Raw genomic sequence first — 24,613 nt, forward strand, 5'->3', positions numbered from 1 at the left:
GCGCAGCGTGCCGTCATCGGGATTCATATGGGCACGGTGCCCCGGCAGGTTGGCCGGGTGCCGTGCTGTACCGTTGGCGCGCTGCAACGAGCCCGGCAGGCGCGTATAATAGCGTGTATCGCCGAGTTAACTGACAACTTGCGGGGCGATGCGGCTCTGACCGGGCTGCTTGAAATACCGCTAAAGCGTCGCCGCCATGAACCGCACGGGCTGGCACGCAATAGCCAACCTGGAGAATAAGTTCGTGGCAAACGACTTCCTTTTTACTTCGGAATCCGTCTCCGAAGGCCATCCCGACAAGGTCGCCGACCAGATTTCCGACGCCGTCCTGGACGCCATCCTGGCCCAGGACAAGTACGCGCGTGTGGCAGCTGAGACGCTTTGCAACACCGGTCTGGTGGTGCTGGCTGGGGAAATCACCACGACCGCCAACGTCGACTATATCCAGATCGCGCGCGACACCATCAAGCGCATCGGCTACGACAATACCGAGTACGGGATCGACTACAAGGGCTGCGCGGTGCTGGTCGCCTATGACAAGCAATCGCCCGACATCGCCCAGGGCGTTGACCGCGCTTCCGACGACTACCTGAACCAGGGTGCCGGCGACCAGGGCCTGATGTTCGGCTACGCCTGCGACGAGACCCCGGAACTGATGCCGTTCCCGATCTACTACGCCCACCGCCTGGTCGAGCGCCAGTCGCTGCTGCGCCGCGACGGCCGCCTGCCCTGGCTGCGCCCGGACGCCAAGTCGCAGGTGACGGTGCGTTATGTCGACGGCAAGCCGCACAGCGTGGATACCGTGGTGCTGTCGACCCAGCATTCGCCGGACATCACCCAGGCCCAGATCCGCGAAGCGGTGATCGAAGAGATCATCAAGCCGGTGCTGCCGGCCGAGATGCTGAAGGAAACCAAGTACCTGGTGAACCCGACCGGGCGCTTCGTGATCGGCGGCCCGCAGGGCGACTGCGGCCTGACCGGGCGCAAGATCATCGTCGATACCTACGGCGGCGCTTCGCCGCACGGCGGTGGCGCGTTCTCGGGCAAGGACCCGTCCAAGGTCGACCGCTCGGCCGCCTACGCCGCGCGCTACGTGGCCAAGAACGTGGTGGCCTCGGGCCTGGCGCGCCAATGCCAGGTGCAGGTCAGTTATGCCATCGGCGTGGCCCGCCCGATCAACGTCACCGTCTACACCGAAGGCACCGGCAAGATCCCCGACGCCAAGATCGCAGAACTGGTGCAGGAGCATTTTGACCTGCGCCCGAAGGGCATCGTGCAGATGCTGGACCTGCTGCGCCCCATCTACGAGAAGACCGCCGCCTACGGCCACTTCGGCCGTGAAGAGCCGGAATTCTCGTGGGAAGCCACCGACAAGGCGGCTGCGCTGCGCGCCGCGGCTGGCCTGTAAGCGCCACCCGCGTTAGCAGCACTGACGGCAAGCCCCGCCGGCCCGCAAGGGCCCGCGGGGTTTTTTTACGCGGACTTGATCTTGGTCCAGTCGCCGCGTGACGCCGGCGCCACCGCAAGCAGCAGGGAGTAAAATCCCGCCATCCCAAGCCGCCACGCCGGCGGCCGACCCCAAACACTGGTGACCGTTTCCAGAGGATGCCATGTCCGAAGCGCCTGTCCTTGCCCCCTCGACTTCAACCCCGCCGCCCGCCGCCGCCGGCCAGCTCAACCTGATCCGCCCGCAGCCATATACCGACTGGGCGCCGCAGGTCACGGCCGAAGAACGCGCCACGCTGCGCCGCGAGCTGGAGCAGGGCGCCGTGCTGTACTTCCCGAACCTGAATTTCCGTTTCCAGCCGGGCGAAGAGCGCTTCCTGGACAGCCGCTATTCCGACGGCAAGTCCAAGAACATCAACCTGCGCGCCGACGACACCGCAGTGCGCGGTGCCCAGGGCAGCCCGCAGGACCTGGCGGACCTGTACACGCTGATCCGCCGCTACGCCGACAACAGCGAATTGCTGGTGCGCACGCTGTTCCCGGAATACATCCCGCACATGACGCGCGCCGGCACCTCGCTGCGGCCCAGCGAGATCGCCGGGCGCCCGGTCAGCTGGCGCAAGGACGACACCCGCCTGCACGTGGACTCGTTCCCGTCCAACCCGATGCTGGGCAAGCGCCTGTTGCGAGTGTTCCACAATATCGACCCGGCTGCGGCGCGCGTGTGGCGCGTGGGCGAGCCGTTCGGCGATTTTGCGCAGAAGTTCGTGCCCAAGACCCATGGCATGTGGCCCGGGCAGGCGGCGCTGATGAAGCTGCTGCATATCACCAAGCGCAAGCGCTCGGAATACGACCACCGCATGCTGCAGCTGCATGACCTGGCCAAGGCCGACCTGGATTACCAGGCCAAGGTGCCGCAGCAGGAATTCCACTTCCCGCCGGGTTCCACCTGGATCGTCTTCAGCGACCAGCTGCTGCATGCGGCCATGCGCGGACGGGCGATGATGGAGCAGACCATCTACCTGGCGCCGCAGGCGATTTCCGACCACACCCACTCGCCCGAGGCGGTGCTGTCGCGCATGCTCGGGCGGCCGATGCTGGTGTCCTGATCAACGCAAAAGCAGGCGCAACATGGTTTCGAAGGTCTTGCCGTAAGGCGGCTTGAGCAGGCCGGCGCCGTTCAGGCCGGCCTGGTGGAACACCGGCTTCACCTTGGAGAAGGTGTCGAAGCCCGCCTGGCCGTGATAGGCGCCCATGCCGCTGGCGCCGACCCCGCCGAAGGGCAGGCCGTCCTGGGCGATATGGAACAGCGTGTCGTTGACCGTGACGCCGCCGGCAACGGTCTGCTTCATCACATGGCCGATGGCGCCGCGGTCGCGCTCGAACAGGTACAACGCCAGCGGTCGCGGGCGCGCATTGATGTAGTCCACCGCCTCGTCCAGGGTGCGGTACGTCACCACGGGCAGCACCGGCCCGAAGATCTCCTCGCGCATCGCCGTGATGCCTTCGGGCACATCCAGCAGCAGCACCGGCGGCAGGCGCCGCGCCTGCGCGTCCGGCTGCGCATCGGACAGCGGCACCACGGTCGCGCCTTGCGCCGAGGCTTCATCCACCAGCGACGCCAGGCGCGCGAAGTGGCGCGGGCTGATGATGCTGGTGTAGTCCCCGTTGCGCGCCAAGTCCGGATAGAGCCGGCCCACGCACTGGCGTGCCGCTTCTACCAGCTGCCCGCGCAGGTCTTCCGGCACCAGCACGTAGTCTGGCGCGATGCAGGTCTGGCCCGCGTTCATCAGCTTGCCCACCAGGATGCGCTCCACCGCACGTGGCAGGTCGGCGCCGGCGCCGATAATCGCCGGCGATTTGCCGCCGAGTTCCAGCGTCACCGGCGTCAGGTTGGCGGCCGCCGCGCGCATCACATGGTGGCCGACCGCGGTCGAGCCGGTGAACAGCAGGTGGTCGAAGGGCAGCGCGGTAAAGGCGCTCGCCACCTCGGCATCGCCGTTGACCACCACGATCTCGTCCGGCGCAAAGTGCTGCGGCACCAGTTGCCCGAACAAGGCCGCAAAGCGCGGCGTGTATTCCGACAGCTTCACCATGGCGCGGTTGCCCGCCGCCAGTGCGCCGGCCAGCGGCCCCACCGTCAGGTACAGCGGATAGTTCCAGGGCACCACGATGCCCACCACGCCCAGCGGCTGCGGCACCAGCCGCGAGCGGCCCGGGCGGAACCAGAAGCCGGTGGCGGCGCGGCGCACGCGCATCCAGCGCTTGCCGTGGCGCAGCGCGTCGTCGATGCCGCCCAGGCTCGGGAATACCTCCAGCAGCGCGGTTTCCTGCCGCGGCCGGTTGGTGAAGTCCGCGTGGATGGCGGCGGCAATGGCAGCCTCGTTCTCTGTCACCAGCCGGCGCAGGCGCTGCAGGCGGTCGGCGCGCACGGCCCAGGCGGGCAGCTGGTCGCGCCGTGACGCAGCGTGCATGGCGCCAAAGACGGACGACAGGTCGGGGACTTCTCGCATTGCTGCGCTCCTGGGCAAGGGACGTGCGGGGACAGTGGAAGCGGATCGCGGCGGGTGGCGGTGCAACGGTCCGCGTGTTCCCGCGCACGATAAGGTAGCGTGCCAGCCATGGCAATGGAAGTTTCCTACCAGAAGGGCAATTCAAACGCCCGTCTGCGCAGCGCGGCGGCCCGCGCCACCGGGCTTCTCCACCGTCCGGGCTAGCGCCTACACTGAATCTCACAGCTTGCCATCCGCTGGACGGACAGGGCGCGCACGCACTGGCGCGGCCCGGCTCACGCACGCGCGCCGCCTGCGGACTCGCGGGGAGACAGATGGAAACCACCTTTGACTACGTCATCGTCGGCGCGGGCTCGGCGGGCTGTGCGCTGGCGGGGCGGCTTGCCGACAGCGGCGACGACACCATTGCCCTGGTCGAGGCCGGGCACCACGATCACCATGTGCTGATACGCACACCCGCGGCGCTTGCCGCGCTGCTGCCGCGCGCGGGGGCACGCAACTACGGCTATGAAACCGTGCCGCAGCCAGGCCTGAACGGCCGCAGCGGCTACCAGCCGCGCGGGCGCGGGCTGGGCGGCAGTTCCTCGATCAACGCCATGATCTACACGCGTGGCCGTGCCGCCGACTACGACGCGTGGGCCGCCGCCGGCTGCGACGGCTGGTCGTGGGACGACGTGCTGCCGTACTTCCGTCGCGCCGAGTGCAATGAACGCCTGGCCGGCAGCGACGACGACCCGCTGCACGGCGGCAACGGCCCGTTGCACGTGAGCGACCTGCGCACTCCCAACCCCTTTGCCGAACGCTTCATCGAGGCCGCGCAGCAGGCGGGCTTCCCGCGCAACGACGATTTCAACGGCGAAGAGCAGGAGGGCGTGGGCTGGTACCAGGTCACGCAGCACGCGGGCGAGCGCTGGAACGCGGCGCGTGCCTACCTGCACGGTGGCAACAAGCGCGACCGGGCCTGCAACGGCGGCCGCGCGCACCTGCAGGTGCTGACCGATACGCAGGCGCTGCGCATCGTTTTCGAAGGCCGCCATGCGGCCGGGGTGCAGGTGGTGCGCGAGGGCCGCCGGCAACTGCTGCGCGCGCGCCGCGACGTGATCGTGTGCGCGGGCACATTCGGCTCGCCGCAGCTGCTGATGGTGTCGGGCGTCGGCCCCGCCGCGCACTTGCGCGAGCACGGCATCGCCGTCGTGCATGACCTGCCTGGCGTGGGCGCCAACCTGCAGGACCATCTCGACATCGTGCTGCACAAGCGCGTGGCCGTGCCTGAATTGTTCGGCGTGTCGTTCGGCGGCCTGGCGCGGCTCGTGTCTGAAATGCTGCGCTACCGGCGCGAGCGCACCGGCATGATGTCAAGCAACTTCGCCGAGGCAGGCGGCTTCCTGCGCAGCCGCCCGGATCTGCCCGAGCCCGACCTGCAGCTGCATTTCGTGGTCGGCATGGCGGATGACCACATGCGCCGGCTGAACTTCGGCCACGGCTATTCCTGCCATGTCTGCGTGCTGCGCCCGCGCAGCCGCGGCGAGGTGCGGCTGGCCTCGCACGATATCCGGCGCGCGCCGCTGATCGACCCGCAATACCTGAGCGATGCGCGCGACCTGGACGACATGGTGGCTGGCGTGCGCATCGTGCGCAGCATCTTTGCGCAGCCGCAGCTGGCCAGCTTTGGCGGACGCGAACTCTATTCCGCCGGCCTGCGAGCCGATGGCAGCGACGACGCTGCCGTGCGCGAGATGATCCGCGAGCATGCCGACACCATCTATCACCCGGTCGGCACCTGCCGCATGGGCATGGATGCGATGGCGGTGGTGGACCCGCAATTGCGCGTGCGCGGCGTCGAGGGCTTGCGCGTGGTCGATGCGTCGGTGATGCCGACCCTGGTCGGCGGCAACATCAATGCGCCCGCCATCATGATCGGCGAGCGCGCGCATGACCTGATCCGCTATGCGCCGCGGGTGATGCTGCGGGTGCTCGAATCAATGGAGGCTTGAATCGTCAGCCTTCGAAGCCGCGCGAGAACACCCGCTTGAGCACGTCGGCATCCGCATCCAGCGTGCCGAACACGCGCCCGTGCTGCCGTCCCAGCCGGCTGGCGACGAACAGCTCCGCATTCTCGGTATCGGCATGCGCCAGCATCAGCGCGGCCTGTGCGGTCAGCACCAGCCCCTGCGCAAAGCGGCGTGCATTGGCTTCCAGCAGTTCGGGGTTCTCGTGCAGCATGGCCTGCAGCGATGCCAGTTCTGCGCGTACCGCCGGATGGCCGCCGGCGCGGCGCGACAGGTCTTGCAGCAAGCGTGCGGCATCGTCGGGATTGCGCTGGATGGCGCGCAGCACGTCCAGGCACATGATATTGCCCGAGCCTTCCCAGATCGAGTTGACCGGCGCCTCGCGGTACAGCCGCGCCATCGGGCCTTCTTCCACGTAGCCGTTGCCGCCCCAGACTTCCATGGCTTCGCCGGTGGCTTCCAGCGCGCGCTTGCAGACCCAGAACTTGGCCGCGGGGGTGACCACGCGCTTCCATGCCGCCGCGAGCGGATCATCGTCAGCGTGCTCGAAGGCGTGGCCCAGCTCCATCATCAGCAGGGTGGCCGCTTCGGATTCCAGCGCCAGGTCGGCCAGCACATTGCGCATCAGCGGCTGGTCGGCCAGCAGGCGCCCGAAGGCGCTGCGGTGGCGCGCATGGTGCAGCGCCTGCACAAAGGCGGCGCGCAGGATCGCGGCGCTGCCGATCACGCAGTCGAGCCGCGTGCTGGTGGCCATCTCGATGATGGTCGGGATGCCGCGGCCTTCCTCGCCGATCAGGATGCCGGTGGCGTCGCGGAATTCCACCTCGCTGCTGGAATTGGAGCGGTTGCCGAGCTTGTCCTTGAGCCGCTGGATCAGCACCGCGTTCTTGCTGCCGTCGTCGCGAAAGCGCGGCACGAAGAAGCACGACAACGGGCCGTCTTCGGCGCCCATGCGCGCGACCACCAGGTGCGCATCGCACATCGGCGCGGAGAAGAACCACTTGTGCCCGGTCAGCGCGTATTCCGCGCCGCGGCCCTCGCCGCGCACCGCGCGCGCCACGGTGGTGTTGGCGCGCACGTCCGAGCCGCCCTGCTTCTCGGTCATGCCCATGCCGATCATGATTGCGCTCTTGCTGCGCCACGGCAGGTCGCGCGCATCGTGTTCGGTCGCATACAGCCGCGGCTCCAGTTCGGCAAACAGTGCGGTTTCCTTGCGCAGCACCGGGATGCTGGCGAAGGTCATGGTGGGCGGGCACAGTGAGCCGGATTCCACCTGCGCCTGCAGGAAGTAGCCGGCGGTGCGCGCCACCCATGCGCCCGCGCGCGGCTGGGCGAAGGGCAGGGCCTGCAGCTGCTGGCTGCGCAGCAAGCCCAGCAGCGCATGCCAGCTCGGGTGGAAATCCACGGCATCGATGCGCTCGCCGGTGCGGCTGTGCGTGTGCAGCTCGGGCGTGTGCCGGTTGGCATCGGCTGCCCATTGCTGGACTTCCGGCTCGCCCAGGCGCGCGCCGAACTGGCCCAGCGCCGCGGCATGCCAGCCGCCTCCCAGCCGATCCAGTGCGCCGCGCAGCGACGGGTCGGTGGAAAACAGGTTGTAGTGCGCGAGATCGGGCACCTGGTTGAATACGCGGTGGGTGGCAGCTTCAGTCATGGCGGCATGGAAGGTGGACGCGTCCTGCTTGCATGGTAGAGCACGTGACGCGCGTTTGAGTGCATTGCCATGCCCTTGCGTGCGATTCGTGCGCTGCAGCATGCGTTATTTGATACCTGTGCGCACAGCTGTGGCACCACAAATGGAGGTCAATTGGCACTAGCGCCCGCCGGGGGCTTGTGCTTAAATTCACCCCGTTGGATGAAACAGGGGTGCCGTACGGATGGGCCGTGCGGCTGAGAGAGTCCCTTCGAACCCGATCCGGCTAGTACCGGCGTGGGAAGTTTCACAAGACCAAGTCTCCAGTCCCTCCGGGACTCGCCGCCCCAGGCCTCAGGCCCCAGGCAGCGCTCACAAGGCTCCTGGTTTCGTCCACCCCCGCAAGAGAGAGGACGACACCCATGGCCCGTACTGCCCCCGCTGCATCCTTCGAATCGCTCGAAAGCGACCTCGACCAGAAATTCGCCTATCCGGCTTCCAGCAAGACCTACCTGACCGGCAGCCGCCCGGATATCCGCGTACCGCTGCGCACCATCCTGCAAACGTCGACGCGCACCGACAAGGGCGAGATGTCCAATCCGCCGATCCCGGTGTACGACACCTCGGGCCCGTACAGCGACCCGGACGTGCATATCGACCTGAAGGCCGGCCTGCCGGCGCTGCGCGCCAAGTGGATCGATGAGCGCGGCGATACCGAAGTGCTCAAGGGCCTGTCGTCGGAATACGGCCGCGACCGCGCCAACGACCCCGCCACCGCGCACCTGCGTTTTGCCCAGCTGACCAACCCGCGCCGCGCCAAGGCCGGTGCCAACGTGTCGCAGATGCACTATGCGCGCAAGGGCATCATCACGCCGGAAATGGAATACGTGGCGCTGCGCGAGTCGCTGAACCTGCAGGCGCTGTACGACAAGCCCGAATACAAGGCGCTGCTGCGCCAGCACCCCGGCAACGCGCTGGGCGCCGGCCTGCCGCTGCGTCCGGAAGACATCACGCCGGAATTCGTGCGCCAGGAAATCGCCTCGGGCCGCGCCATCATTCCCGCCAACATCAATCACACCGAGCTGGAGCCGATGGCGATCGGGCGCAATTTCCGCGTCAAGATCAACGGCAACCTGGGCAACTCGGCGGTGACCTCGTCGCTGGCCGAGGAAGTGGAAAAGATGGTGTGGTCGATCCGCTGGGGCGCCGACACCATCATGGACCTGTCCACCGGCAAGCACATCCATGAAACCCGCGAATGGATCCTGCGCAACTCGCCGGTACCCATCGGCACGGTGCCGATCTACCAGGCGCTGGACAAGACCGGCGGCATCGCCGAGGACCTGACCTGGGAGATGTTCCGCGACACGCTGATCGAGCAGGCCGAGCAGGGCGTGGACTACTTCACCATCCACGCCGGCGTGCTGCTGCGCTATGTGCCGCTGACCGCCGACCGCGTCACGGGCATCGTCTCGCGCGGTGGTTCGATTATGGCCAAGTGGTGCCTGGCGCACCACAAGGAAAACTTCCTGTACACGCACTTCGACGAGATCTGCGAAATCATGAAGGCCTATGACGTGTCGTTCAGCCTCGGCGACGGCCTGCGTCCGGGCTGTATCGCTGACTCCAACGACGACGCCCAGTTCGGCGAGCTGCGCACGCTGGGCGAGCTCACCGCCAAGGCGTGGGAGCACGATGTGCAGGTGATGATCGAAGGCCCGGGCCACGTGCCGCTGCAGCGCATCCAGGCCAATATGGATGAAGAGCTGAAGCACTGCTATGAAGCGCCGTTCTACACGCTCGGACCGCTGGTGACGGACATCGCCCCCGGCTACGACCACATCACCAGCGGCATCGGCGCGGCCAACATCGGCTGGATGGGCACCGCCATGCTGTGCTACGTCACGCCCAAGGAGCACCTGGGCCTGCCGGACAAGGAAGATGTGCGCGAAGGCATCATCACCTACAAGATCGCCGCGCACGCCGCGGACCTTGCCAAGGGCTGGCCCGGCGCGCAGCTGCGCGACAACGCGCTGTCCAAGGCACGCTTCGAATTCCGCTGGGAAGACCAGTTCAACCTGGGCCTGGATCCGGAACGCGCGCGTTCGTACCACGACGCCACGCTGCCGGCCGAAGGCGCCAAGATCGCCCACTTCTGCTCGATGTGCGGGCCGAAGTTCTGCTCGATGAAGATCACGCAGGAAGTGCGCGATTACGCGGCGTCGCTGCCCAAGGAAGCGAAGCAGGGCATGGAAGAAAAGTCGATCGAGTTCCTGAAGAAGGGCAGCAAGATCTACTCGTGATGCCGTGACAGGTAGTACGGGCATGGCGTCGCAACCCATGCCCGCGCATGATCCCCCGCCGCGCAGCGCCCCGCGCGGCGGCACCGACAACAAGGAGGCCGGACGCGGCCGCATGGCGCGTCCGGCACTACACCCCTCATGACAGCAGTGCAGTCGTTTGACGTCGCCATCCTCGGGGCCGGTCTTGCCGGCCGCCTGGCCGCCTGGCAACTGGTACGCAGCGGCGCCCGCGTGGCGCTGGTGGAGCGGGCCGGGCCGGACGGCGCGGGCTCGGCCGCCTATGTGGCCGCGGCCATGCTGGCGCCGCTGGCGGAATCGGCCATTGCCGAGCGCCGCATCGTCGACCTGGGCATCGCCAGCGTCGACCTGTGGCGCGCCTGGCTGGCCGAATTGCCTGAGCCGGTCTTTTTCCAGGAGGACGGCACGCTGGTGGTCTGGCATGCGCGCGACCGCGCCGAGATGTCGCTGTTCACCAGCCGCGTGCGCGCGGTGGCGCCGCCCGAACTGGTGTCGCAGCGGCTGCGCGCGCTGGATGGCAAGGGCGTGGGCGAAGTCGAGCCCGCGCTGGCGGGCCGCTTCCCGCAGGGCCTGCTGCTGGCCGGCGAAGGCCAGCTCGACAACCGTGGCGCGCTGCGCGCGCTGTTGTCGTGCGCGGTCAGCGAAGGCGTGCATTGCCTCTGGGAGGCCGGCGAGGTCGATGCCGAATCGCTGCCCAAACTTGGTATCCGTGCCGACGTGGTGCTGGATTGCCGCGGCCTGGGCGCGCGCGCGTCGTGGCCGGCGCAACCCGGCGGCACCCAGCCGGGGCTGCGCGGCCTGCGCGGCGAAGTGGTGCGCGTGCATGCGCCCGACGTCAGGCTGCACCGGCCGGTACGGCTGCTGCATCCGCGCTACCCGATCTATATCGCGCCCAAGCCCAACGACCTGTACGTGATCGGTGCCACCGAGCTGGAAAGCGAGGATGATTCGCCCATGAGCGTGCGTTCCGCGCTGGAGCTGCTGTCGGCGGCGCATTCGCTGCACCCCGCCTTCGGCGAAGCGCGCGTGCTGGAGCTGAACGTGCAGCGGCGCCCGACGCGGCCCGACCACCTGCCGGCGATCCGCGTGGACCAGCGCGCGCGCGTGGTGCGCGTCAACGGGTTGTACCGGCATGGCTTTCTGATTGCGCCGGCGGTGACCGAGGCTGCGTGCGCGGTGGTGGGCGCGCTGCTCAAGGGCGATCCCGCGGCCCATGCGGTGCCGGCCGCGCTGCGCTGGCCTGGCATGATCGAAGCCGTGACCGAAGCGCCCGCCGCCACTACCATGGCCGCACCTGGCGGACTGCTGCACTAACGCATGACTGACATGGAAATCCTGCTCAACGGCCGACCGCTCGCCCTTGCCGATTCCGCCACGCTGGCGGACGCGGTGAGCGCGGCGCAGATCGTGCCCCCCTTTGCCGCGGCGGTCAACGGCCAGTTCGTGCCGCGCGGCGCCCACGCCAACACCCTTCTCGCGGCCGGCGACCGCATCGACCTCGTGCAACCCGTGACGGGAGGCTGACCCATGACTTTCGAACCTTCCGAAACCTTGCGCGACCCGTTCGTGCTGTATGGCGAGTCGTTTGGCTCGCGCCTGCTGCTGGGCACCGCGCGCTACCCGTCGCCGGCCACGCTGGAGGCCGCCGTGCAGGCCTCCAGGCCCGCCATGATCACCGTTGCCCTGCGCCGCCAGGGCGCGGTCGGCGCCGGCGAGGGCGGCCAGGCCTTCTGGCAGATGCTCAAGGCGCTGGACGTGCCGGTGCTGCCCAATACCGCCGGCTGCTTCACCGCGCAGGAAGTGATCACCACCGCGATGATGGCGCGCGAGGTTTTCGAAACGCCGTGGATCAAGCTGGAGCTGATCGGCGACGACTACACGCTGCAGCCCGATACGCTGAACCTGCCGGCCGTGGCCGAGACCCTGATCAAGGAAGGCTTCAAGGTGCTGCCGTACTGCACCGAGGACCTGGTGCTGTGCCGCCGCTTGCTCGACGTGGGCTGCCAGGCGCTGATGCCATGGGCCGCGCCGATCGGCACCGGCCGCGGCGCGGTCAACCCGCACGCGATGCGCGTGCTGCGCGAGCGCCTGCCCGACACGCCGCTGATCGTCGATGCCGGCCTGGGCCTGCCGTCGCACGCGGCGCAGGTGCTGGAGTGGGGCTACGACGGCGTGCTGCTCAATACCGCGGTGGCGCAGGCTGCCTACCCGGTCAATATGGCGCGCGCCTTTGCGCAGGCCGTTGAGGCCGGCCGCACCGCCTACCTGGCCGGGCCGATGCCCGAGCGCGAGGTGGCGCAGGCCAGCACCCCTGTCGTCGGCATGCCGTTTTGGCACGCCGACAGCACGGAGCAGCGCGCATGACCCGCCGCGCCGTGCATGCCGCCAGCGACGGCCCGCTGCGCCAGGCGGTGCTGGAACACTATGGCGAGACCTTCGGCGTCGATGACAAGCCGTGGCAGGCCTGGCGCCTGGCCGACGCACCCGCGCAACCCGGCGCCCACGACGTGCTGCTGTTCGACGGCGAAGCCGACGCAGGCACGATCGCGCGCCTCGCCGCCGCGGGCGCCACGCTGATCGAGACCGACCGCGAGGGTGGCCAGTGGATCGACACCGTGCGCTCGCCGATGGGCACGTGGGTCTTCTCCGTTGCCGCCGACACCGACCAGCCGCATTCGCCCGCCTTCGTTGCGGTGCTGCTGGCCAGTCTGTCGCTGCATTTCCCCGCGCACGACGCGCTGTGCCTGGCACGTGCCTGGGAGCCGGGCTCGGCCGACTGGCCGTCTGACTTTGCCCGCTTCCCGCACGTGCGGCACGCCGCCCTGGCGGCCCCCGAGCAGGCCGCGGCGCCGTTCGCGCCGTGCCCCGCGCTGGGCCTGTACGTGGTGGTGCCAAGCGCCGAATGGATCGAGCGCCTGGCGCCGCTGAACGTGCCGACGGTGCAGCTGCGCTTCAAGTCCGACGACCCGGCCGCGGTGCGCGCCGAGATCGCACGCGCGGCGAAGGCCATGCAGGGCTCGTCTTCGCGCCTGTTCGTCAACGACCACTGGCAGGCCGCGATCGACTACCGCGCCGCCAACGGTGGCGAGCACAGCGGCATCTACGGCATCCACCTGGGCCAGGAAGACCTGGACGATGCCGACCTCGATGCGATCCGCGCTTCGGGTCTGCGCCTGGGTGTCTCCACCCATGGCTATGCCGAGATGCTGCGCGTGGCCGCGATCCGCCCCAGCTACCTGGCGCTCGGCGCGATCTTCCCCACCACGACCAAGGTGATGCCGACCCAGCCGCAGGGCATGGGCCGCTTCCGCGCCTATGTGAAGCTGATGCAGCCGGTGATCCCGTCGCTGGTGGGCATCGGCGGCGTCAACGTGGCCAATATGCGCGAGGTGCTGGCCGTCGGCGCCGGCAGTGCCGCCGTGGTGCGCGCGGTGACCGAGGCTGATGACGTGCCGGCCGCGGTGGCCCACCTGGTCAGCCTGTTCCCGGCCGCCTGAACGCGGCTCTCGCCATGGCGCCAACCGCCGCCGCGCACCGCGTCCGCCTGGCGGTGGCGGACGACCTGGCGCGCCTGCCCGAAATTGAGCTGGCAGCGGCGGCGCTGTTTCCTGACGCCGACCTGCCCGCGCTACTGCGCCTGGTCAGTACGCCGGAATCGGCACTGGCCGCCGCGCAGCGCGAGCGGCGCCTGTGGGTGGCCGAGCGCGGCGGCGAACTGGCCGGCTTTGCGCTGGCCAGCCGCAAAGGCGAATGCGGTTACCTCGATGAAATGGATGTACACCCTGACCACGGGCGTCGCGGCATCGGGCGCTCGCTGGTTGGGGCGGTGCAGGGCTGGGCGCGGGCGGACGGATTGCGGTCGCTGAACCTGACCACGTTTGCGCATTTGCCGTGGAATGCGCCGTTCTATGCATCCCTGGGGTTTCGCCAGTTGCGCGATGACGAGCTTTGTCCCCTCCTGGCGGATGCACTGGCGGCGCAACGGGCGGCGGGATTGCGGCAACGCGTGGCGATGCGGCAGATATTCTGACGCCAGGACCCATCGTTGCTATACTTGTATAGCAATCACTTTGGAGGCTGCCATGCTCGCCATCCGACTACCAGAGGACATCGAAGACCGCCTGGAAGCCCTTGCCAAACGCACCGGCCGCACCAAGACGTTTTATGCGCGTGAGGCCATCATGCAGCACCTTGATGATCTTGAGGACCTGTATCTGGCAGACAAGATTGCCGCACGTGTTCGCGCCGGCGAAGAATCCACGGTAACGCTGGATGAGCTGGAGGCGCGGCTTGGCCTGGCGGATTGAAGTCACGCAAACGGCAGAGAAACAACTTGCCAAGCTGGATCGGCCGGTCGCCAGGCGTATTGTCACGTTCTTGCGCGAGCAAGTCGCGGCATCCGACGACCCCCGCTCGCTTGGCGAAGCCCTGAAGGGGAGTGAGCTTGGCGAATACTGGAAATACCGGGTCGGCGACTGGCGTTTGATTTGCCAGATCGAGGACGCGCGCATCACTGTTGTGGTGCTGCGTCTTGGGAACCGCAGGGACGTGTATCGCTAGCGCCAAGATTTGTGCGACATTCGCCCAGCCGCCAAAACCGAGCGGCAGCCCGCCGCTATGATGGCGGGCAGCATTTCCCCGCCAACCATCCCCCGCCATCCCTACCATGTCCTCCCAGACCGCCCCCGAAATCGTCCCCGTCGCCCCCGGCACGCCCGAAAAGCCCTACTTCGGCATCGACGTGCCGCTGATGCGCTATTTTGGCCTGCAGCCGGTGCAGATCGAGGAGGGCCTTTGCCGCACGCGGTTGCCGGCGCACCCGTCGCTGGTCAACAGCCGCGGCGATGTGCATGGCGGCACGCTGATGGCGACGCTGGACTTCACCCTGAGCGGCGCCGCGCGCTCGCATGCGCCGCTGGAAACCGGCGTGATCACGATCGATATGTCCACGCATTTTCTGGCGGCAGCGCGCGGCGAGCTGACGCTGGAGGCGCGCTGCCTGCGCCGCGGCGCGCGCATTGCATTCTGCGAGGGCGAGGTCAAGGATGCTGCCGGCACCGTGGTGTGCGTGGCGCGGGCCGCATTTAAGCTGGTGCCGCTGTCCGCCGGCGGCAACTGACCCCGGCGTCGGCCTGGCCGCTCAGTCCTGCAGCGGCCGGTACACCTGTTCGAAACGTGCGCGCTCGGTGATGCCATAGTCGCCGGGCGCGTATTGCATCAGCCAGTCGCCCGGCTTGCCGTGCAGCACGTCGCCGCCGGCGCTGCGCGCGATGCTGAAGGCCTCGTGCATCTCGCGCGCCAGTACCGGGATCGGCTTGTTGCGGTAGGCGCCGTCCTGGCCGTGCGCGAGCGGCGGCACGGCCTCGTACTTGGGGTCGAAGCGGTCGCGCGAGACGCACCAGCGGTCGCCGCCGCGGCTGGTGATCAGCGCATCGCCGGGTTGGTAGCGGTTGGGTCCCTCGCGGCTGATCAGCTCGCCGGGTTCGGTGGCGAACAGCACGTCGACGATTTCATGCTTGAGGTAGAACGCGGCTTCGGGGTCGCTGCGCAGGTCGATATCGGCCAGCATCGTCATGTCTGTCAACCCAGCGCGCGCGGCGCGAACAAATGGTTCAGCGGCCCGTTGCCGGCGCCCAGCCGCAGCCCCGCGCCCGCGGCGATGGCCTGCGCCACATAGTCCAGCGCCGTGCCCACTGCCGCCTCCAGCGCATCGCCGCGCGCCAGCTGCGCGGCAATCGCGGCAGCCAGCGTGCAGCCGGTGCCGTGCAGGTTGCGGGTATCGACACGCGGATGCGTGAACACGCGCACGCTGCCGTCGGCCAGCATCAGCAGGTCATCCAGGCCGCCGGCGGCGGCGCCGTCTTCGAGGTGGCCGCCCTTGAGCAGCACGGCAGGGCAGCCCATCGCGATCAGGTCGGCGGCAGCCTGTTCCATCTCGGCGCGGCGCGCGATCCTGCGGCCCAGCAGGTACGAAGCCTCGGGCAGGTTGGGCGTGACCAGCAGCGCGCGCGGGAACAGTAGCCGCACCATGGCCTGCGTGGTGGCGTCATCGGACAGCGTCGCGCCCGAGGTCGAGATCATCACCGGGTCCACCACCAGCTTACGGATGCCGTGCCGGTCCGCTGCCGCGGCAACGGCCTCGACGATGGCGGCGGTGCCCAGCATGCCGGTCTTGGCCGCGTCCACGCCGATATCGCTGGCCACGGCATCGATCTGCGCGGCCACCATGTCGGCGGGAATGGCGTGCACGCCGGTCACGCCCAGCGTGTTCTGCGCGGTGATCGCGGTGATGGCGCTCATGCCGAAGCAGCCCAGCGCGGAAAAGGTCTTCAGGTCGGCCTGGATGCCGGCGCCGCCGCCGGAGTCGGAACCGGCGATGGTCAGGGTGCGGGGTGGCGTTGGGATCATCTGTGCAGGAATCGGAGGGAGCCGGTGCGCAAGGCGCCCGGGCACGCTACAATACCGCCACTCCGAGGAGCGTTGCAACGGATGGAGGCCTGCGAAGCACATCGCACGGCCGGCGGCACAGCCGCCCCATGCCATCCGCCAGGCTCGGACTGTCTTCAACGGCGCTCGCTGATCCGTGGTCCGCACGGAGGCGAGTCGACCTATCCGCGAGCTTCGCATGTGCCCTTGCGCCATGCCATAGCTGCCAGATTCCCCGTACTCGTCACCTGCGTGCCACTCTTCACCGGGAGTGAAACATGAACGCTGTGACCGACCTGAAGCAAGACTACCTCGTCGCCGACATCAACCTGGCCGGCTGGGGCCGCAAGGAAATCGCCATTGCCGAGACCGAAATGCCCGGCCTGATGGCGATCCGCGACGAATTTGCCGCCGCGCAGCCGCTCAAGGGCGCGCGCATCGCCGGCTCGCTGCACATGACGATCCAGACCGCCGTGCTGATCGAGACGCTCAAGGCACTGGGCGCCGACGTACGCTGGGCCTCGTGCAACATCTACTCGACCCAGGACCACGCCGCTGCCGCGATTGCCGCCGGCGGCACGCCCGTGTTCGCCTTCAAGGGCGAATCGCTGAAGGAATACTGGGACTTCACGCACCGCATCTTCGACTGGTCGGACGGCGGCACCCCCAACATGATCCTGGACGACGGCGGCGACGCCACGCTGCTGCTGCACCTGGGTGCGCGCGCCGAGAAGGACGCGTCGCTCATCGCCAAGCCGGGCAGCGAGGAAGAAACCTACCTGTTCGCCGCCATCAAGGAAAAGCTGGCCAAGGATCCGAGCTGGTACAGCCGCAACCTGGAGGCCATCCGCGGCGTGACCGAGGAAACCACCACCGGCGTGCACCGCCTGTACCAGATGGCCCAGAAGGGCGAACTGCGCTTCCCGGCCATCAACGTCAACGACTCGGTGACCAAGAGCAAGTTCGACAACCTGTACGGCTGCCGTGAGTCGCTGGTGGACGGCATCAAGCGCGCCACCGACGTGATGATCGCCGGCAAGGTGGCCATCGTGGCCGGCTACGGCGACGTGGGCAAGGGCAGCGCACAGGCGCTGCGCGCGCTGTCGGCGCAGGTGTGGGTGACCGAGATCGACCCGATCTGCGCGCTGCAGGCCGCGATGGAAGGCTACCGCGTGGTGACCATGGATTACGCCGCGGAGCATGGCGATATCTTCGTCACCTGCACCGGTAACTACCATGTCATCACCCATGACCACATGGCCAAAATGAAGGACCAGGCCATCGTCTGCAATATCGGCCACTTCGACAACGAGATCGACATTGCCTCGATCGAGAAGTACGAATGGGATGAGATCAAGCCGCAGGTCGATCACGTTAAGTTCCCCGACGGCAAGAAGCTCATCATCCTGGCCAAGGGCCGCCTGGTGAACCTGGGCTGCGCCACCGGCCACCCGTCGTACGTGATGAGCAGCTCGTTCGCTAACCAGACCATCGCCCAGATCGAACTCTGGCAGGAACGCGACAGCGGCAAGTATCCGGTCGGCGTCTACACGCTGCCCAAGCACCTGGACGAGAAGGTGGCGCGCCTGCAGCTGCGCAAGCTGAACGCGCAGCTGACCGAACTGACCGAACAGCAGGCCGCGTATATCGGCGTGAAGAAGGAAGGTCCGTACAAGGCCGACCACTACCGCTACTGATCCGCGCAGGTAAGGCAGGGCCCCCCTCCCGCTTGCGGGAGAGGGGGAGAAACCACATTCAAGGAGCCGTCATGAGACTACTGGTCGTCTGGGTCATCAACGCCGTTGCGCTGTTCGTGTTGCCGTACCTCATCTCGTCGATCCACATCAAGAGCTTCGGCTCGGCGATGCTGGCGGCGCTGGTGCTGGGCCTGGTCAATACGCTGATCCGTCCGATCCTGGTGATCCTGACGCTGCCGGTCACGCTGCTGACGCTGGGGCTGTTTATCTTCGTCATCAACGCGCTGCTGTTCCTGTTTGTCGGCAACCTGCTGTCGGGCTTTACCGTCGGCGGCTTCTGGGCGGCCCTGCTGGGCTCCATCCTGTACAGCGTGATCTCGTGGCTGCTGGCTAGCCTGCTGCTGGGCGAACGCACCGCCTGACGCGGCCTGCACTGTCACGAATCCCATACCGCGCGCCGCGCCAACGCGGCGCGCCACCATCATGCAAGACCGCTACTTCAGCTTTGAATTCTTCCCGCCCAAGACGGCGGAGGGCACGGAGAAACTGCGCAACACGCGTGCGCAGCTGGCCCCGCTCAAGCCCAAGTACATCTCGGTGACGTTCGGCGCCGGCGGCACCACGCAGCAGGGCACGCTGGACGCGGTCCTGGAAATCCAGCGCGAAGGCATCGAGGCCGCGCCGCACCTGTCGTGCGTGGGCTCGTCGCGCGAGAGCATCCGCGCCGTCCTGCAGCAGTACCGCGACGGCGGCATCCGCCATATCGTCGCGCTGCGCGGCGACATGCCCTCGGGCATGGGCGAGATCGGCGAGTTCCGCTACGCCAACGAACTGGTCGAGTTCATCCGTGCCGAGACCGGCGACTGGTTCAACATCGAAGTCGCCGCCTACCCCGAGTACCACCCGCAGGCCAAGTCGCCGCGCCACGACCTGGACAACTTCGTGCGCAAGGTCAAGGCCGGCGCCGACTCGGCCATTACGCAGTACTTCTACAACGCCGACGCCTACTTCCGCTTTGTCGACGATGTGCGTGCGCAGGGCGTGGAGGTGCCGATCGTGCCGGGCATCATGCCGATCACCAATTACTCGCAGCTGATGCGCTTCTCCGAGATGTGCGGCGCCGAAGTGCCGCGCTGGGTGGCCAAGCGGCTGGAGAGCTTCGGCGACGACCGCGAATCGATCCGCGCCTTCGGCCTGGACGTGGTCACCGCGCTGTGCGAGCGCCTGCTCGCCGCGGGCGTGCCGGGTCTGCACTTCTACACGCTCAATGCCGCCGGCGCCACCAAGGCGATCTGGCAGCGCCTGAAGCTGTAACGCCCGCCATGGCCACGCGCCGCCCCGATCCCTTCATCGAACATCTGCTCGAGCTGATGGGGCCGCTGGCGGCGCGCATCGGCCCTGTCAGCGCCAGGCGCATGTTCGGCGGCTATGGCCTGTTCTATGACGGGCTGATGTTTGCGCTGGTGTCGGGCGGCACCTGCTACCTGAAGGCCGATGACGCCACGCGCGGCAAGTTCGAGGCCGAGGGCAGCGAGCCCTTCCGCTACCAGTCGGCAAAGCGCGAGGTCACCATGCGCCACTACCTGAGCCTGCCGCCGGCGGCGCTGGAGTCGCCCGGCGCGATGACACCCTGGGCGAAGCTGGCGGTAGAGGCGGCGCTGCGGCTGGGGAATGCGGGCTGAGGCAAGGTGCCGCTATCGCGCCGATCTGCCGACAGTGCCATACTCGGCACCATGGTCACCGCCACCTTCCGCTTCTACGAGGAACTGAACGACTTCCTCGCGCCGGACCAGCGCCGGCGTGACCTGTCCTGCGCCTGCGCGCGCGCCGCCACGGTCAAGCACATGATCGAGGCGCTGGGCGTGCCGCATACCGAAGTCGAGCTGATCCTGGTCAATGGCGAATCGTCCGGCTTCGAGCGGCAGCTGCGCGATGGCGACCGGGTCTCGGTCTATCCCAAGTTCGAACGGCTCGACGTGTCCCCGCTGCTGCGGGTACGCGAGCAGCCGCTGCGGGTGATGCGCTTTGTCGCCGACGCGCACCTGGGCGGCCTGGCGCACCTGCTGCGCATGACCGGCTTCGACACCCTCTATGACAACCATTTCGAAGACAGCGAGATCGAGCGCATCGCCGTCGACCAGGGCCGCGTGGTGCTGACTCGCGACCGCGAGCTGCTCAAGCGCCGCGGCATCACCCACGGCTGCTATGTGCGCGCGATCAAGTCGCAACTGCAGGTGCGGGAGATCTTTGCGCGGCTGGACCTGGCGCGCAGCGCACGGCCGTTCTCGCTGTGCCTGGACTGCAACGCGCCGCTGCGCGCGCTGGATGCGGCCGGCGCGGCCGGGCGCGTGCCGGAGGGGGTGCTCGAGCGCCATCGCAGCTTTGTTACCTGCGACCAGTGCCGGCGCGTGTTCTGGGAGGGCTCGCACTGGCGCTGCATGCGTGCGCTGGTGGATGAGCTGGTGCGGAGCGCCGAGGCCGGGCCGGGTTAGTGTCCTGTTCCGCAAATACCTTGCCATGGAATCGCCCAGTTGGCCGCCAAGCGTCGTTGCTCGTCGTTGCCATAGCTACGGCTATGGCGCCTCCTCGCGCCTAGCCTGACGACCAACTGGACGATTTCATTTTGGCAAGCTATCTACGGAACAGGACACTAGAACTGGCCGGATTCCGTAACGATCCAGTCCATGGCAATGTCATGCGGCTGCGCCTGCAACGGTAGCCGGCAGCTTTCGTAGCCAATGCCGATCGCTACTGGCCGCTGCGCCATGGCCGCCAGCGTGCGGTCGTAGAAGCCACCGCCGTAGCCCAGGCGGAACTTGTCCGGGCTGAAACCGACACAGGGTATGAGCAGCGCATCGGGCGTCACGGCCTCGGTGCCGTCCGGCACCGGGATGCCGTAGTGGCCGGTGGCCATGGGCGTGTCCGGTGTCCACAGGTGGAAATCCAGCGGCGCGCCCGGGCGGCTGACCGACGGCAGCGCGGCGCTGCGGCCAGGCATGGCGGCGAGCCAGCGGCCGACCGCGTCGCGCGCATCGAACTCCTGCTGGATCGGCCAGTAGAAACCCAGGCAGCGCACGGCCAGGCCGGCCAGCAATCCGGACAGCGCGGCGGCGATGCGTGCGTCGGCTTCGGCGCGTGCGGGCAGGGCGGCGCGTTGCGCCAGCAACTGCGTGCGCAGTGCACGACGGTCGTCGGCGGCAGGGTTGGGTGCGGTCGTGACAGGAGTGGATGACATGGCGTGGGATAATGCCCCTCGTCCGAACCAAACACGGACGGCGGAGCCGCGGCTGGGCACAAGGTTGCAGGCGCCGGCGCCGCCGTCATCGACAAGGAAGCAAAGAATGCTGAAGGGAGTATATCTGCAGCGTGCCGGCCGGGCCGCCTGGATCGCGCTGGCATGTGCACTGCTTGTCACGCCCGTCCATGCGCAGAAGCGCCCGCAGGCGGTGTCGCGCCCGCAGGCGGCGGTGATCCCGAGCGATCCCGACGAGGCCTTCACCGCGCTGCGCGAAGCCGCGCGCAGGAACGACGTAGAGCGCGCCTACGCGATCTCGGCCACGCTGGTGGACTACCCGGTCCCGTCCTATGTCGAGTACTTCCGCATCAAGCCGCAGCTGTTCGACGCCAGCGGCCTGGCGCGCATCGATGCGCCCGACGATCAGGTGCGCGCATTCCTGCAGCGCTACAAGGGCGACGCCATTGCCGACCGCATGCGCAATGACTGGCTGCTGGTGCTGGGCAAGAAGCGCGACTGGGCCAATTTCGATGTCGAGTATCCGCAGTTCGCACTCAAGGACGATACCCAGGTCGAGTGCTATGCGCTGCTGTCGCGTGCACTCAAGGGCCAGAACGTGGCCGCCGATGCGCGCAATGTGCTGAGCGACCCCAAATACTACGGCGAAGGCTGTGTCGACCTGATCGGCTACCTGGCGCAAAGCCAGCAGATCCAGCGCAGTGATGTCGCCTACCAGGCGCGTCTGGCGCTGGAACAGAACTTTGTCACGCTGGCCGGCAAGATCGCCGCGCTGGTGCCCGACGCGCGTGCGGATGGCGATACGCTGGCCACCGTCGTCAAGATGGCGCGCAACGACCCGTCGCAGGCAGCCGCCTACCTCGGCACGGCCCAGGGTGCGCTGTCGCGCGACGAGCAGGGTGCTGCCTGGGGCGTGATCGGCCAGTTCGCGGCCAAGAAGCTGCTGCCCGATGCGGCCGGCTACTACCGCCGCCAGATGGACCTGGGCGGCAACCAATGGCTCTCCGACGACACGCAGGAATGGCGCGTGCGCGCCGCGCTGCGCCAGGGCGACTGGAAGCAGGTGCGCCAGGCGGTGGAGCTGATGCGCCCCGAACTGCGCGCCAAGGATCCGGCCTGGATCTACTGGTATGGCCGCGCGCTCAAGGCCGACGGCCGCGACACCGAGGCCCAGCAGAACTTCCAGCAGATCGCCGGCCAGTTCAACTTCTACGGCCAGCTGGCCAGCGAAGAGCTGGGCAACCGCATCACGCTGCCAGCGCGCACCGCCGTCAGCGACGCCGAGGCCATGGCCATGCGCACGCGCGCCGGTTTTCAGCGGGCGCAGAAATTCTATGCCATGAACCTGCGCTTCGAAGGCAACCGCGAGTGGAACTGGGAACTGCGCAATATGAGCGACCGCGAGCTGCTGGCCGCGGCCGAATATGCGCGCCGCCTGGAACTGCTGGACCGCACCGTCAACTCCGCCGACCGCACCCGCAACGAACATGACTTCACGCTGCGTTTCCTGATGCCGTACCGCGACATCATGCAGCGTGCCACCGACGATGTCGGCCTGGACATGGCGTGGGTCTACGGCCTGATCCGCCAGGAATCGCGCTTCCTCATGAACGCGCGCTCGTCGGCGGGCGCACATGGCCTGATGCAGGTGATGCCGGCCACGGCCAAGTACGTCGCGCGCAAGATCGGCATGGCCGACTTTTCGCCGTCGATGATGGCCGATCCCAATATCAACATCCTGCTCGGCACCAACTACCTGAACATGGTGCTGACAGACCTGGACAGCTCGTGGACGCTGGCTTCGGCTGCATACAACGCCGGCCCGGGCCGGCCCAAGGCCTGGCGCAGCACGCTGGCGCGGCCGGTGGAAGGCGCGATCTTTGCAGAGACCATTCCGTTCAATGAAACGCGCGGCTATGTGAAGAATGTGCTTTCCAACGCCACGTACTATGCTGCATTGATGAGTGGCCGGCCGCAGTCGCTGAAATCGCGCCTGGGCATGGTCGCGCCGTCGGCGGTGACCACTACCAGCCTGCCCTGAAGTTGCCCCTGCGGGGGCGGGCAGGACGGGCCCTGCCGGGACGATCCGGCGGGCCCGGGCTGGCGCAGGGTGCCGCGGCGTGCAGTTTTCTTGGCACGGAGGCATCATGCAGACCAGCAACGTCCTCGTCATCGGTGGTGCCGGCTTTATCGGCAGCCACCTCGTCTCGCGCCTGGCCGGGGCTGCCTCGGCCTCGGGCGCGCCGCTGGAGCCCGGCGCCAACCCCGATTCCCCCATCGCCCCGGACCGCATCGTAGTCGGCACGCGCAATATCGAGCACGCGCAGCACCTGCTGCTGTTGCCGCGCGTGGAAGTGGTGGAGCTGGGCCTGGCCGACAATGCCGCGCTGGACGACGCCATCGGCTCGCTGGGCGTGGATGGCATCGTCGTCAACCTGGTGGGCGTGCTGCACGGCGAGCGCGCCGACCCCTACGGCGAAGCCTTTGCCAGCGCGCATGTGGAGATGGTGCGACAGATCGCGGCGTCGTGCCTGTCCACCGGCGTGCGCCGGCTGTTGCATATGAGCGCGCTGGGCGCGGACAGCAACGGGCCGTCGATGTACCTGCGCAGCAAGGGCGACGGCGAGCGCGTGGTGCGCGCCAGCGGGCTGGACTGGACCATCTTCCGGCCCTCGGTGGTGTTCGGCCCCGACGACCATTTCCTGAACCTGTTCGCCCACATGCAACAGATGGCCCCGGTGGTGCCGCTGGCGTGCGCGCATGCACGCTTCCAGCCGGTATTCGTGCAGGATGTGGTGCAGGCCTACCTGAATGCCATGGTGAACCCGGCCACGATCGGCCACGGCTATGAGCTGGGCGGACCGCAGGTCTATACGCTGGAAGAGCTGGTGCGCTTTGCCGGCCGCGCGTCCGGGCATCCGCGCCCGGTGATCGCGCTGCCCGATGCGCTGGCACGGGTGCAGGCCAGCATCATGGAGCATATGCCGGGCGAACCGCTGCTGTCGCGTGACAACCTCGACTCGATGCAGCTCGACAATGTGCTGGAACACCCGGTCGCACCCGAACTGAACCTGCATCCGGCCAGCCTGGAGTCGATCATGACCGACGCGCTGGCCGGGCGCAACCGCGATACCACGCTGACCCATATGCGCGCGAGCGTGCACCGCTGACGGGCCCGGCGGCCGGTGCGCCCTATGTGACCGGATTTCATATCGGTTGCTAGCGCAATTCACTTTGACGCGGACGGCCGCGCTGGCAGAATGACCAGTCCGGCGCGCGGCCGCCACGCCGTCCTGCAGGCGGCAGGCGCCGCGCCTG

Annotated in this window: 24 protein-coding genes and 2 riboswitches; of the genes, 19 read left to right on the top strand and 5 right to left on the bottom strand. The window is 68.0% G+C overall.

From position 1 onward, the window contains the following. Positions 1–244 precede the first annotated feature (244 nt). The gene (metK, locus tag KB879_RS01020; RefSeq protein ID WP_029047350.1) at positions 245–1,408 is read left to right on the top strand and encodes a methionine adenosyltransferase; all 1,164 of its coding nucleotides are present in this window, start codon (positions 245–247) and stop codon (positions 1,406–1,408) included. A 202-nt stretch (positions 1,409–1,610) separates the two neighbouring features. Continuing rightward, the gene (locus KB879_RS01025) at positions 1,611–2,555 is read left to right on the top strand and encodes a Kdo hydroxylase family protein (RefSeq protein ID WP_211980557.1); all 945 of its coding nucleotides are present in this window, start codon (positions 1,611–1,613) and stop codon (positions 2,553–2,555) included. Here KB879_RS01025 and KB879_RS01030 read toward each other — a convergent pair whose 3' ends face one another. Then, complete coding sequence (locus tag KB879_RS01030; protein ID WP_211980558.1) at positions 2,556–3,959, bottom strand: coniferyl aldehyde dehydrogenase; 1,404 nt, start codon at positions 3,957–3,959, stop codon at positions 2,556–2,558. It lies immediately after the preceding gene. Between the two features lie 314 nt (positions 3,960–4,273). Here KB879_RS01030 and KB879_RS01035 point away from each other — a divergent pair, with 314 nt between their 5' ends. Further along, a complete protein-coding gene (locus tag KB879_RS01035; RefSeq protein ID WP_211980559.1) occupies positions 4,274–5,953 on the top strand; it encodes a GMC family oxidoreductase in 1,680 nt (559 codons plus the stop codon). 4 nt (positions 5,954–5,957) lie between these two features. Here the strand turns inward: KB879_RS01035 and KB879_RS01040 are convergent, their stop codons facing one another. Beyond that, positions 5,958–7,619: an acyl-CoA dehydrogenase family protein gene (locus KB879_RS01040; RefSeq protein WP_153954920.1), complete on the bottom strand. Its 1,662-nt coding sequence runs from the start codon at positions 7,617–7,619 to the stop codon at positions 5,958–5,960. Between the two features lie 198 nt (positions 7,620–7,817). Next, a riboswitch (TPP riboswitch) is annotated at positions 7,818–7,919 on the top strand. A 101-nt stretch (positions 7,920–8,020) separates the two neighbouring features. Between KB879_RS01040 and thiC the strand changes: the two genes are divergently transcribed. The 9 genes from thiC (at position 8,021) to KB879_RS01085 (ending at position 15,038) form a co-directional block, all read left to right on the top strand. Next, positions 8,021–9,901: a phosphomethylpyrimidine synthase ThiC gene (gene thiC / locus KB879_RS01045; RefSeq protein WP_013955315.1), complete on the top strand. Its 1,881-nt coding sequence runs from the start codon at positions 8,021–8,023 to the stop codon at positions 9,899–9,901. Between the two features lie 138 nt (positions 9,902–10,039). Continuing rightward, positions 10,040–11,233: an FAD-dependent oxidoreductase gene (locus tag KB879_RS01050; protein ID WP_211980560.1), complete on the top strand. Its 1,194-nt coding sequence runs from the start codon at positions 10,040–10,042 to the stop codon at positions 11,231–11,233. A gap of 12 nt (positions 11,234–11,245) precedes the next feature. Then, complete coding sequence (thiS, locus tag KB879_RS01055) at positions 11,246–11,443, top strand: sulfur carrier protein ThiS (RefSeq protein WP_211982083.1); 198 nt, start codon at positions 11,246–11,248, stop codon at positions 11,441–11,443. Positions 11,444–11,446: 3 nt separating this feature from the next. Beyond that, positions 11,447–12,283: a thiazole synthase gene (locus KB879_RS01060; protein WP_010813326.1), complete on the top strand. Its 837-nt coding sequence runs from the start codon at positions 11,447–11,449 to the stop codon at positions 12,281–12,283. Further along, positions 12,280–13,416 carry a thiamine phosphate synthase gene (locus KB879_RS01065; protein ID WP_211980561.1) on the top strand — a complete coding sequence of 379 codons (1,137 nt, stop codon included), beginning with the start codon at positions 12,280–12,282 and terminating at the stop codon, positions 13,414–13,416. Before KB879_RS01060 ends, KB879_RS01065 begins: the two co-directional genes overlap by 4 nt. Before the next feature lie 14 nt (positions 13,417–13,430). After that, positions 13,431–13,949: a GNAT family N-acetyltransferase gene (locus KB879_RS01070; protein ID WP_211980562.1), complete on the top strand. Its 519-nt coding sequence runs from the start codon at positions 13,431–13,433 to the stop codon at positions 13,947–13,949. 52 nt (positions 13,950–14,001) lie between these two features. Continuing rightward, positions 14,002–14,226, top strand: a complete 225-nt coding sequence (locus KB879_RS01075; RefSeq protein ID WP_013955320.1) for a TraY domain-containing protein — start codon at positions 14,002–14,004, stop codon at positions 14,224–14,226. Further along, positions 14,210–14,479, top strand: coding sequence for a type II toxin-antitoxin system RelE/ParE family toxin (locus KB879_RS01080; RefSeq protein WP_013955321.1), 270 nt, complete (start codon positions 14,210–14,212; stop codon positions 14,477–14,479). The genes KB879_RS01075 and KB879_RS01080 overlap by 17 nt, the downstream gene beginning before the upstream one ends. Positions 14,480–14,585: 106 nt before the next feature. Continuing rightward, positions 14,586–15,038 (top strand): PaaI family thioesterase, encoded by a 453-nt coding sequence (locus tag KB879_RS01085; RefSeq protein WP_013955322.1) that lies wholly within the window; start codon positions 14,586–14,588, stop codon positions 15,036–15,038. A gap of 21 nt (positions 15,039–15,059) precedes the next feature. Here the strand turns inward: KB879_RS01085 and KB879_RS01090 are convergent, their stop codons facing one another. Together KB879_RS01090 and thiD are read right to left on the bottom strand one after the other, a co-directional pair. Further along, on the bottom strand, positions 15,060–15,494 hold the full coding sequence (locus KB879_RS01090; RefSeq protein WP_013955323.1) for a PGDYG domain-containing protein: 435 nt from the start codon (positions 15,492–15,494) through the stop codon (positions 15,060–15,062). 5 nt (positions 15,495–15,499) lie between these two features. Then, positions 15,500–16,327 carry a bifunctional hydroxymethylpyrimidine kinase/phosphomethylpyrimidine kinase gene (gene thiD, locus KB879_RS01095; protein ID WP_049800538.1) on the bottom strand — a complete coding sequence of 276 codons (828 nt, stop codon included), beginning with the start codon at positions 16,325–16,327 and terminating at the stop codon, positions 15,500–15,502. 58 nt (positions 16,328–16,385) lie between these two features. Then, positions 16,386–16,501, top strand: a riboswitch (S-adenosyl-L-homocysteine riboswitch). A 122-nt stretch (positions 16,502–16,623) separates the two neighbouring features. On the opposite strand from thiD, the gene ahcY reads away from it, so the two are divergent. From ahcY to KB879_RS01120, 5 genes are all read left to right on the top strand, one after another. Next, positions 16,624–18,042: an adenosylhomocysteinase gene (gene ahcY, locus KB879_RS01100; RefSeq protein ID WP_010813332.1), complete on the top strand. Its 1,419-nt coding sequence runs from the start codon at positions 16,624–16,626 to the stop codon at positions 18,040–18,042. A 71-nt stretch (positions 18,043–18,113) separates the two neighbouring features. Further along, positions 18,114–18,464 (top strand): phage holin family protein, encoded by a 351-nt coding sequence (locus tag KB879_RS01105; protein WP_013955325.1) that lies wholly within the window; start codon positions 18,114–18,116, stop codon positions 18,462–18,464. Positions 18,465–18,525: 61 nt separating this feature from the next. Continuing rightward, positions 18,526–19,356, top strand: a complete 831-nt coding sequence (gene metF / locus KB879_RS01110; protein ID WP_114131115.1) for a methylenetetrahydrofolate reductase [NAD(P)H] — start codon at positions 18,526–18,528, stop codon at positions 19,354–19,356. Positions 19,357–19,364: 8 nt separating this feature from the next. Next, on the top strand, positions 19,365–19,724 hold the full coding sequence (locus tag KB879_RS01115; RefSeq protein WP_211980563.1) for a TfoX/Sxy family protein: 360 nt from the start codon (positions 19,365–19,367) through the stop codon (positions 19,722–19,724). Positions 19,725–19,775: 51 nt separating this feature from the next. Beyond that, the gene (locus KB879_RS01120; RefSeq protein ID WP_211980564.1) at positions 19,776–20,534 is read left to right on the top strand and encodes a Mut7-C ubiquitin/RNAse domain-containing protein; all 759 of its coding nucleotides are present in this window, start codon (positions 19,776–19,778) and stop codon (positions 20,532–20,534) included. 158 nt (positions 20,535–20,692) lie between these two features. Here KB879_RS01120 and KB879_RS01125 read toward each other — a convergent pair whose 3' ends face one another. After that, entirely contained in the window at positions 20,693–21,277 is a 585-nt protein-coding gene (locus KB879_RS01125) for a 5-formyltetrahydrofolate cyclo-ligase (RefSeq protein WP_013955329.1), read from the bottom strand. A 106-nt stretch (positions 21,278–21,383) separates the two neighbouring features. On the opposite strand from KB879_RS01125, the gene KB879_RS01130 reads away from it, so the two are divergent. Together KB879_RS01130 and KB879_RS01135 are read left to right on the top strand one after the other, a co-directional pair. Then, complete coding sequence (locus KB879_RS01130; RefSeq protein ID WP_211980565.1) at positions 21,384–23,336, top strand: lytic transglycosylase domain-containing protein; 1,953 nt, start codon at positions 21,384–21,386, stop codon at positions 23,334–23,336. 106 nt (positions 23,337–23,442) lie between these two features. Continuing rightward, positions 23,443–24,465 carry a complex I NDUFA9 subunit family protein gene (locus KB879_RS01135; protein ID WP_153954929.1) on the top strand — a complete coding sequence of 341 codons (1,023 nt, stop codon included), beginning with the start codon at positions 23,443–23,445 and terminating at the stop codon, positions 24,463–24,465. Positions 24,466–24,613 lie beyond the last annotated feature (148 nt).

It is taken from the genome of Cupriavidus sp. KK10, from assembly GCF_018223725.1.
GTDB lineage: Bacteria > Pseudomonadota > Gammaproteobacteria > Burkholderiales > Burkholderiaceae > Cupriavidus > Cupriavidus necator.

Coding starts and splice junctions, on each gene's coding strand:
- KB879_RS01025 (WP_211980557.1), top strand. CDS start 1,611: ATGTCCGAAGCGCCTGTCCTTGCCCCCTCGACTTCAACCCCGCCGCCC.
- KB879_RS01030 (WP_211980558.1), bottom strand. CDS start 3,959: ATGCGAGAAGTCCCCGACCTGTCGTCCGTCTTTGGCGCCATGCACGCT.
- KB879_RS01035 (WP_211980559.1), top strand. CDS start 4,274: ATGGAAACCACCTTTGACTACGTCATCGTCGGCGCGGGCTCGGCGGGC.
- KB879_RS01040 (WP_153954920.1), bottom strand. CDS start 7,619: ATGACTGAAGCTGCCACCCACCGCGTATTCAACCAGGTGCCCGATCTC.
- thiC (WP_013955315.1), top strand. CDS start 8,021: ATGGCCCGTACTGCCCCCGCTGCATCCTTCGAATCGCTCGAAAGCGAC.
- KB879_RS01050 (WP_211980560.1), top strand. CDS start 10,040: ATGACAGCAGTGCAGTCGTTTGACGTCGCCATCCTCGGGGCCGGTCTT.
- thiS (WP_211982083.1), top strand. CDS start 11,246: ATGGAAATCCTGCTCAACGGCCGACCGCTCGCCCTTGCCGATTCCGCC.
- KB879_RS01060 (WP_010813326.1), top strand. CDS start 11,447: ATGACTTTCGAACCTTCCGAAACCTTGCGCGACCCGTTCGTGCTGTAT.
- KB879_RS01065 (WP_211980561.1), top strand. CDS start 12,280: ATGACCCGCCGCGCCGTGCATGCCGCCAGCGACGGCCCGCTGCGCCAG.
- KB879_RS01070 (WP_211980562.1), top strand. CDS start 13,431: ATGGCGCCAACCGCCGCCGCGCACCGCGTCCGCCTGGCGGTGGCGGAC.
- KB879_RS01075 (WP_013955320.1), top strand. CDS start 14,002: ATGCTCGCCATCCGACTACCAGAGGACATCGAAGACCGCCTGGAAGCC.
- KB879_RS01085 (WP_013955322.1), top strand. CDS start 14,586: ATGTCCTCCCAGACCGCCCCCGAAATCGTCCCCGTCGCCCCCGGCACG.
- KB879_RS01090 (WP_013955323.1), bottom strand. CDS start 15,494: ATGACGATGCTGGCCGATATCGACCTGCGCAGCGACCCCGAAGCCGCG.
- thiD (WP_049800538.1), bottom strand. CDS start 16,327: ATGATCCCAACGCCACCCCGCACCCTGACCATCGCCGGTTCCGACTCC.
- ahcY (WP_010813332.1), top strand. CDS start 16,624: ATGAACGCTGTGACCGACCTGAAGCAAGACTACCTCGTCGCCGACATC.
- KB879_RS01105 (WP_013955325.1), top strand. CDS start 18,114: ATGAGACTACTGGTCGTCTGGGTCATCAACGCCGTTGCGCTGTTCGTG.
- metF (WP_114131115.1), top strand. CDS start 18,526: ATGCAAGACCGCTACTTCAGCTTTGAATTCTTCCCGCCCAAGACGGCG.
- KB879_RS01115 (WP_211980563.1), top strand. CDS start 19,365: ATGGCCACGCGCCGCCCCGATCCCTTCATCGAACATCTGCTCGAGCTG.
- KB879_RS01120 (WP_211980564.1), top strand. CDS start 19,776: ATGGTCACCGCCACCTTCCGCTTCTACGAGGAACTGAACGACTTCCTC.
- KB879_RS01125 (WP_013955329.1), bottom strand. CDS start 21,277: ATGTCATCCACTCCTGTCACGACCGCACCCAACCCTGCCGCCGACGAC.
- KB879_RS01130 (WP_211980565.1), top strand. CDS start 21,384: ATGCTGAAGGGAGTATATCTGCAGCGTGCCGGCCGGGCCGCCTGGATC.
- KB879_RS01135 (WP_153954929.1), top strand. CDS start 23,443: ATGCAGACCAGCAACGTCCTCGTCATCGGTGGTGCCGGCTTTATCGGC.